Raw genomic sequence first — 6,533 nt, forward strand, 5'->3', positions numbered from 1 at the left:
GCAAGGGGAAACCCTAGAATATCGGGAGCCGAGTGCGGTGAAAGTCGCACGCTCGGATCTAACAGAGAGGTGCGCGGGATAATACCCGCCATCGACTCTACCAGATATTGGGGTCGCGGGGGTCAGCATCCAGTTCAATTTTGATGGAGACTTTCTCACCCTGCCAGTTGCGTCCATTGTGTTCGCTGCTGGATTGGTGTGTGCCGACTACAGAAAGGTTGGTGAATTGTAATTCCTTCAGTTGTCCAATAATTTGGTCGGGGAAAGCAGCAAACGCTACACTGGCTTTCTTACGCCCCTGGTACAAATGACTTTCTTCAGTGTGGGTAATATTGTGAAGAGCCGCCGCCAGTGGAAGTTTTTCTGATTCAGATGTAGAATTACTTAGCGTTTCTAAGTATTCACTGGCTTTTGAGAAGGCAGCTTCTACCATACTCTTGCTGACCCCAGGCTGGAAGGAGACTTTTCCTTGTTTGATTGTCATGCCAGCTTTGAGATTATGTTCACGAGCGGAGGCTTGGGAAACAGTGCCAATCGGTCTAGGAGGAATGCTAGCTTGAGTGATTGGATCTTTGAGCAGAACAGCAACAAATGACTGTGGTGTTTTCTGGTTTTGTTTGGGATTAAGTTCTATTCTAATGTCTAAGTTTTGCTGACCCCAAATCGGTGAAGGTTGATCACTTACATTACTATTAATCAGGTTAGTAACTTCGATTTGTCGCCCACTTGTTGCGGACGTGATTATTAAACTTGGACCTGGCTCTAATTTTCTTTTTTCTTCTAATCTGATGGCTTCTTTAATCAAACCGTTATAGGTATTTTTAATAGTGGTAGCCTGGTCTTTATGGGCTTGGGTAAACTCAACTCCAGGATATAAAGCTCTAAATTGCTCGGTAGGACGGGCGATAAGTTGATTTTCCTCAAAGTGCTGATTAGTCTGCTTTACCATCAAGTCAATAGGACTGTGGTTCGTGGTTTTCATTCCCCGATTTAAGAAAGCCTCTGGATTTTTCTTATCAGTTAACCAGACAACAGAGTTATAATTGCATATTTCCTGGCAGTATTTGAGGATGGATTCATCAGGACGAAGTGCGCTTTTAGGACCATCTACGGCTACTTGTAACTCGTTTGAAAGTTCTCCTACAAGTGAACGCAATAGGTTTCTTACCTCGCGCAATCCTTGTTCTACGTGTTGTGTAGTTAGACTAGTTGGTAGTTTAGCAATGGGAGTTATTTGTTTTAAGATTTCTTCTGGGATTTTAATCTCGCCGTTTTTGTGTTTAGCTCCGATATTACTTAAGTGAGCAGATATGCGTCTAAGATACCCATATTGTTCTTCTTTAGGCATTAGCTGAGTTTCCCATTGCAACGCTACGTTCTTTTGAATTTCGTTGGCAATAAGTCCAATTTTATTTTCCATTGCGCTGACGGCGATTTCTGCAAAAGTTCCTTGATAGGGGACTTTTGCTTTTTTGACTACATCGGGATAGCGGTTGGCTGGTAGATTGTATTCCTTCACTTCAGCTGCTAGAGTAGGAAAATCACGCTTATGAGCAAATGCCAAGCGATCGCCGTCGAAATCAGCTTGCAAGTTATCAGCAGCGGTTTGGGGATGGATGTGTACTGTCCCAGAAAGCTTCATAACTTCGGGCAGGTGTCGATTAGTAAGTACAATTACCCCATTAGAGTTGACTAAGGGAGAGCGAGTGACAATGATTTCTTCTCCTTCGGGAATATAAGGAACGCAGATTTCATTCTCAGCCAGCTTCAAACTCGGTTGAGCTAGTCCAGAATTGAATTTGATAGCCCGACCAGTAGCAATATCCACCCAGGAAGCACGAACAAATTCTTGCAGTTCGGCAATAATTTTGGGATGTTCCAGTATTTGGAAGTGACCCTCTAAATCAGCTTCGAGCAGGCGATAAACTAATTGGTCTTGTTGTTGCTGTTGTTCTGGATTAAGTTCACCGCTTTCCCCCAAGTTGCTGAAAACTGATTCAACGTCAAGGGCTAAGTCGCCTGAAAAGTCTGAAATTTTGGACTCTCCTTTTGCATTAACAAGTGCTTTGCGCCGTTCGTAAGTTTCAACGTAATGTTGAGCAATTTTGCGAGGATCTGATTGGATGTTTGCTAAAATCATCGCATCTAATTCCAGCCGGGGTAGCATATCAGCTTCTACTGCACGAGGGTAATTGACTAGTATTTGCGTACCAAGGCTATGTTTCCCATACTCAGCCAGAGTTTTGATTCCTAAACCAACTGTTAAGTTATATTCCCCCGGTGCGATCGCATCTTCCCCTTTCCTACCTTTGAAGGAAGATGTTGCTAGCACCATGTCGTAACCAGTTTTGCCGTTATCTCTAATTAACGCTTCTCCTACTTGCTCAAGTCTAAAGGGAGCTAATGTTCCCTTAGCAATCCGGGCTACAGGGTTTTTCTCTTGTTCCTTGATGCCTAGTCGAAACTGGAATGGAGTATTGCTGTTGCCTGTAAGTTCTTCTGCCAAGTCTAGGCTGATTTTGCCGTAACAGTCACCTACTAGGTTTTTTGCTACATCCAGTGGCAGAAAGCCTCCGTTTTCTCCAGTTGCATCGTCTATTACTATCAGGCGTAGGTTTTTAAGTTCCTTGAAGTCCCGACAAGGAGTAAACAGCAGTGAGCCGTAAGCTGCTCCGTCTGAAGCATTTGGGTAAATGCGATCGCGTACTTTATCGTCACTGGCGAAATACATTCGTTCCCCAGCGGCGAACTGTAACGTCTTGCCCTCATGTTCCTTTAAGTCTTGAGCTGTTGTAGAACCTGGGTAAACTGTGCCGATGGCAAATTCGACATCGGGATACAAGTACTCAGCCAAGGAATTTTCTATCTTCTCTTCTACCCTAGTATCAAGCTTTAGCTTTGTATCAAAGTGTTTGAGGGTTAGAGTCATCGTTTATCTAAAAGTGTGAACATATTTATATCCAGATTGGATTACATAATTTGCTATTGATATCTGCCTTTGTAGGTAAATTTAAAAAACTTGTTTCATTCTTGACAAGGTTAAAATGGAATTTATAAATGCTGTAAATCTATGAGTAACCAAAAATTACCTAAATTGACTCGCGAGCAGTCTATGCGCGGGCTTACCCCTGAAGAATTGATGAGTGAGGGATATATGGAGGCTGATGACTTTTATGACTCAGTGCAAGACAAAAATGATGAGGAAGGTCTAACAATTGCTGAATTGTATAGAAACGGTACTCCTTATATAGTGATTGGCGAAGAAGAGGAGTTTTGAGATTAGGATTTTGTACATTAAAAAAATTAACCAGCCCTTGGCTGTAAGGGCTATTTAAACTATTAGTGTTACCGATATTTTTCGTACCCTTTGGCATACCCCAAAAGGTAGAAAGGATTTTGACATTGTTGGGGAATGCCAAAGTCCCCATGACGTTTTCCCCGGTCATAGCAGCACCAATCGCTGCTTTGCCAGAGGTTTTGGTCTTTCAGCCTTTCTTTGAGAGGGAGAATTTCACGTTCAACTGGTTCTCGGTTTTGGACAACGTAGTGGAATTCTTCAAAATATTCTGGATACACGGAGTCATAAATGAAACTTCATCTCCGTGGAAGCGTGAGCTTGAGAAAAAGACAGGACTTACGCAAAAACACTATCAAACTCTTATTTATTTGTGTCCTCTGCGCGTAAGAGTGTGGTAGCCTTCTCTTCGAGAGGCTTCGCCAACGGCAAGCCGCTATGCGTCTACGTTTTTCCGTTAGCTGTGCGTAAGCCCTAAAAGAGAAAAACCCACCGATATTTAACCAGTGGGCTATATTATGACGGGTGAAGTTACTGTAAAGAAGTCTTAATAGGGAATCTCGTCCTCCAAAGAGTTGTTTACCCCTACAGTCACGAGTTCTGGCTCAGGCACAGTTCGGGAATGCGCGTCTACTGTGACTACTGGGCGTGTCGAAGCTCCTAACATTGGCAACCGCTCCCGCAATGCACAGTCCACGGTGAATTTGTTTTCAGCCAGCTTCTCAATCCTGCTGATGACGAGCATCAGTGGCTTTTCAGGATTTGGTCGCCAGCCAGATTCCAACAATATAGTGACATTGCCCCGCGACAGCACAGTTCGTCCATCCAGAAGATGCAATTTGTACACCGTCCCATATTCTCCATCAGAGGATGAGATGTAAGAGTGAAGCTGGTACTCTCCAACGCCAAGCTCGTGCATTTTGAAGGAGTTACCAGGGACTTGCCGCAACAGAGATAGGATAGGTTCTTCGTTGATGACTGTGGCTTCTACCTCTGCCACGGTAAGATTCAAATCCCGGCTAGCCAGCTGGATAGGAACCCGGAACACATCTCGGTTTTTGGACACAAACGAGCAGGTAGCTTTGGGGTACTTATTGCCAGTGAGGTCTTCTTCCTCGGTGACAACTAGCTTACCTTTGAGCTTTCCGCAGTGCAGCAAGTCGCCCTTTTGAGTAATGGGGAATTGATTATCTCCCAGTTTCAAAACTATGCTTTCACCATCCCGGAAAATGGCAGCGGCGTACACTGCCTGCATCACACAACCAGAAGCTTTGACTAAGAGTACGCTATCTTGGTTGAAGTTTTCAAGTTTCTCATATTCAATAAGTTCCAGAAACTTGAGTAATGGTTCTGATTCCGCAGGTGGCAATGAATCCAGCCCGATGTTGTTCCACGTTTGTGTCAAGTCGTCTCTTAAAATCAGGGACGGAAACGCAGACCCATTAAATTCAATTGTTGTCGCCATGTATTCGTGTAAAAAACATCACCCAGGACGGCGCGTGAGCGCGAAGGTCAGATGATAATTAAGCAAGTGCGCGTCTTGGAACCATAACGCGCTCAGGCTATAGCTTGGGCGCATTATGGTTCCAATGGTGATTGCTAGAAGGACTCACCCGCAGATAGAATTGCTTTACAGTTGCCGTTAACATTACTGTTAAGCGACAGATCAAGCTGAGAGATTTGATGCTGTAAGTCTTGCAATTTCAATTGCTGGGACTGTATTTCTAGCTTTCGTAGCTCTGATATCAGGGTTTCCAGCACTGGCAGATTATCTGGGTTGAATTGGATGGCGATTGATTCGCTCTCGCCATTTAGATATAAGGTTGCTGTTCCCAAGTTTTCATTGGTGAAACAACTCAGATAGCTGCTAGGCGTGATTGTGATGTTTGTGCTTCTGTTAATGTTCATTTCTTACTTTGTTGTGACTGTTTCATGTGTCGGAAGCGGACGTGCTTTCTGGTAACAATTTCCGCGATCGCACTCACGTCCTCGCCGCGTTTGTGTGCTGCTAAAATGTCCTTAGCTTTAGCACTGACCTTGACATCCTGAAATTCTGTTGGTAATTCGTCGGGTTCAACCAGCAGCACAACTGAGGGTGGATTGTTTTGAAAGTCGATACGGCGCTCGACTCCAGCTACCTGCTCACTCAGCACTCCCGAAGTGTGCAACTTCAGGAGATACCCCTTTATTTGGGCTATCTGGTTGCGACGCCGTTGGATGACTGTAGAGTGCAGTTCTACAATCTTTTCTAGCCGTGCTTCCCAGGTTTCCAGGTCTAGCTTTAACTGGTCAGCGACGTAGGCGATCGCGTCTACTTTTGCCTCTGTTGCTTGCTACACGTTAAGTTGGTCATGCAGCAACTCTTGTAACTCTAATTCGCCCTCACAATTGTCAATCGCTGACCACAATTGGGCGCTGGTGATTGATAGCACTGCAAGGCTGGCACGGTTGATGTCAGTGGTTGTTGTCATTGATATCCTTAATAGGTAGGCTTCCATAGCAATTGGGGCGTTTTGGTTGCAACAGTTTTGTTAATGGTTTAGCAGCGGTCAGAATACAGGTAAGCATCGTGGTAATACTGACGTTCTTGCTCCCAAGCAGCCTCAGCCTCGGCTAAGGCAATAGCTTCAGCGGATTTAGGCTGCTGGATGGCAGCAAGCCATTGTTGTTCCAGCAGGTCGAACCAGCTCGATAATTCAGCTTGTTGGAGCGGGGTTAATGTGGTATTGCTCACGATGGGATTTCCTCAAACATCACCCCCAGTAACGCGTGAGCGGTTTTCAAGTTGAAGTTGTGTTTAGAGTGCTACCATATATCTAACTTGCAGTCGTTTTAAATGTGCTTTTAGCAGTTATTTCACTTGGACAGTAAGGCTTCAGTATTTACACAGGCGTGTATAGTATTGATATTTATGCATAGACTACGTGTGGTAATTTGTTTTCATAAATTAAGCAAGGGATACATCACTTCCCCTAGCGCGTGAGCGGATAGGAGAAGTGGATGTGGCATCTATCGTTCGTTTTTTTGCCTTGGTGATGCTATACTATAAGCTCCTGTAAGCGTGTACAGCCCAAGCCAGTCCTGCAATTCCATATCAGATTCACTGATATTTGCATCGGTCCGAGTCCACAGAATTGGGAGCATCCCATTTTGGCAGATTTACTAGTGATGGCAAAATAGAGGGAAATATATAAGCCGCATATCAAAGTGATGACTCAAGAAAAGCAAGCACGTCTAC

General features: G+C 44.4%; 8 protein-coding genes. 1 reads left to right on the forward strand and 7 read right to left on the reverse strand.

The genetic code is table 11. The features are described from left to right. Positions 1-97 precede the first annotated feature (97 nt). Positions 98-2,929: a hypothetical protein gene (locus tag AABK37_RS39640; protein ID WP_432556877.1), complete on the reverse strand. Its 2,832-nt coding sequence runs from the start codon at positions 2,927-2,929 to the stop codon at positions 98-100. A 141-nt stretch (positions 2,930-3,070) separates the two neighbouring features. Between AABK37_RS39640 and AABK37_RS39645 the strand changes: the two genes are divergently transcribed. Then, on the forward strand, positions 3,071-3,277 hold the full coding sequence (locus AABK37_RS39645; RefSeq protein WP_432556878.1) for a hypothetical protein: 207 nt from the start codon (positions 3,071-3,073) through the stop codon (positions 3,275-3,277). A 68-nt stretch (positions 3,278-3,345) separates the two neighbouring features. Here the strand turns inward: AABK37_RS39645 and AABK37_RS39650 are convergent, their stop codons facing one another. The 6 genes from AABK37_RS39650 to AABK37_RS39675 form a co-directional block, all read right to left on the reverse strand. Then, entirely contained in the window at positions 3,346-3,576 is a 231-nt protein-coding gene (locus tag AABK37_RS39650) for a hypothetical protein (RefSeq protein WP_432556879.1), read from the reverse strand. Positions 3,577-3,842: 266 nt separating this feature from the next. Then, complete coding sequence (locus AABK37_RS39655) at positions 3,843-4,760, reverse strand: hypothetical protein (RefSeq protein ID WP_432556880.1); 918 nt, start codon at positions 4,758-4,760, stop codon at positions 3,843-3,845. 134 nt (positions 4,761-4,894) lie between these two features. Beyond that, positions 4,895-5,203: a hypothetical protein gene (locus tag AABK37_RS39660; RefSeq protein WP_432556881.1), complete on the reverse strand. Its 309-nt coding sequence runs from the start codon at positions 5,201-5,203 to the stop codon at positions 4,895-4,897. Continuing rightward, positions 5,200-5,448, reverse strand: a complete 249-nt coding sequence (locus tag AABK37_RS39665) for a hypothetical protein (RefSeq protein WP_432556882.1) — start codon at positions 5,446-5,448, stop codon at positions 5,200-5,202. The genes AABK37_RS39660 and AABK37_RS39665 overlap by 4 nt, the downstream gene beginning before the upstream one ends. Before the next feature lie 180 nt (positions 5,449-5,628). Beyond that, on the reverse strand, positions 5,629-5,766 hold the full coding sequence (locus tag AABK37_RS39670; RefSeq protein ID WP_432556883.1) for a hypothetical protein: 138 nt from the start codon (positions 5,764-5,766) through the stop codon (positions 5,629-5,631). 68 nt (positions 5,767-5,834) lie between these two features. After that, positions 5,835-6,029 (reverse strand): hypothetical protein, encoded by a 195-nt coding sequence (locus AABK37_RS39675; RefSeq protein WP_432556884.1) that lies wholly within the window; start codon positions 6,027-6,029, stop codon positions 5,835-5,837. Positions 6,030-6,533 lie beyond the last annotated feature (504 nt).

Origin of the sequence: Tolypothrix sp. VBCCA 56010 (assembly GCF_050875635.1) — a bacterium.
Classification (GTDB): Bacteria; Cyanobacteriota; Cyanobacteriia; order Cyanobacteriales; family Nostocaceae; genus Hassallia.

Coding starts and splice junctions, on each gene's coding strand:
- AABK37_RS39670 (WP_432556883.1), bottom strand. CDS start 5,766: ATGACAACAACCACTGACATCAACCGTGCCAGCCTTGCAGTGCTATCA.
- AABK37_RS39640 (WP_432556877.1), bottom strand. CDS start 2,929: ATGACTCTAACCCTCAAACACTTTGATACAAAGCTAAAGCTTGATACT.
- AABK37_RS39660 (WP_432556881.1), bottom strand. CDS start 5,203: ATGAACATTAACAGAAGCACAAACATCACAATCACGCCTAGCAGCTAT.
- AABK37_RS39655 (WP_432556880.1), bottom strand. CDS start 4,760: ATGGCGACAACAATTGAATTTAATGGGTCTGCGTTTCCGTCCCTGATT.
- AABK37_RS39645 (WP_432556878.1), top strand. CDS start 3,071: ATGAGTAACCAAAAATTACCTAAATTGACTCGCGAGCAGTCTATGCGC.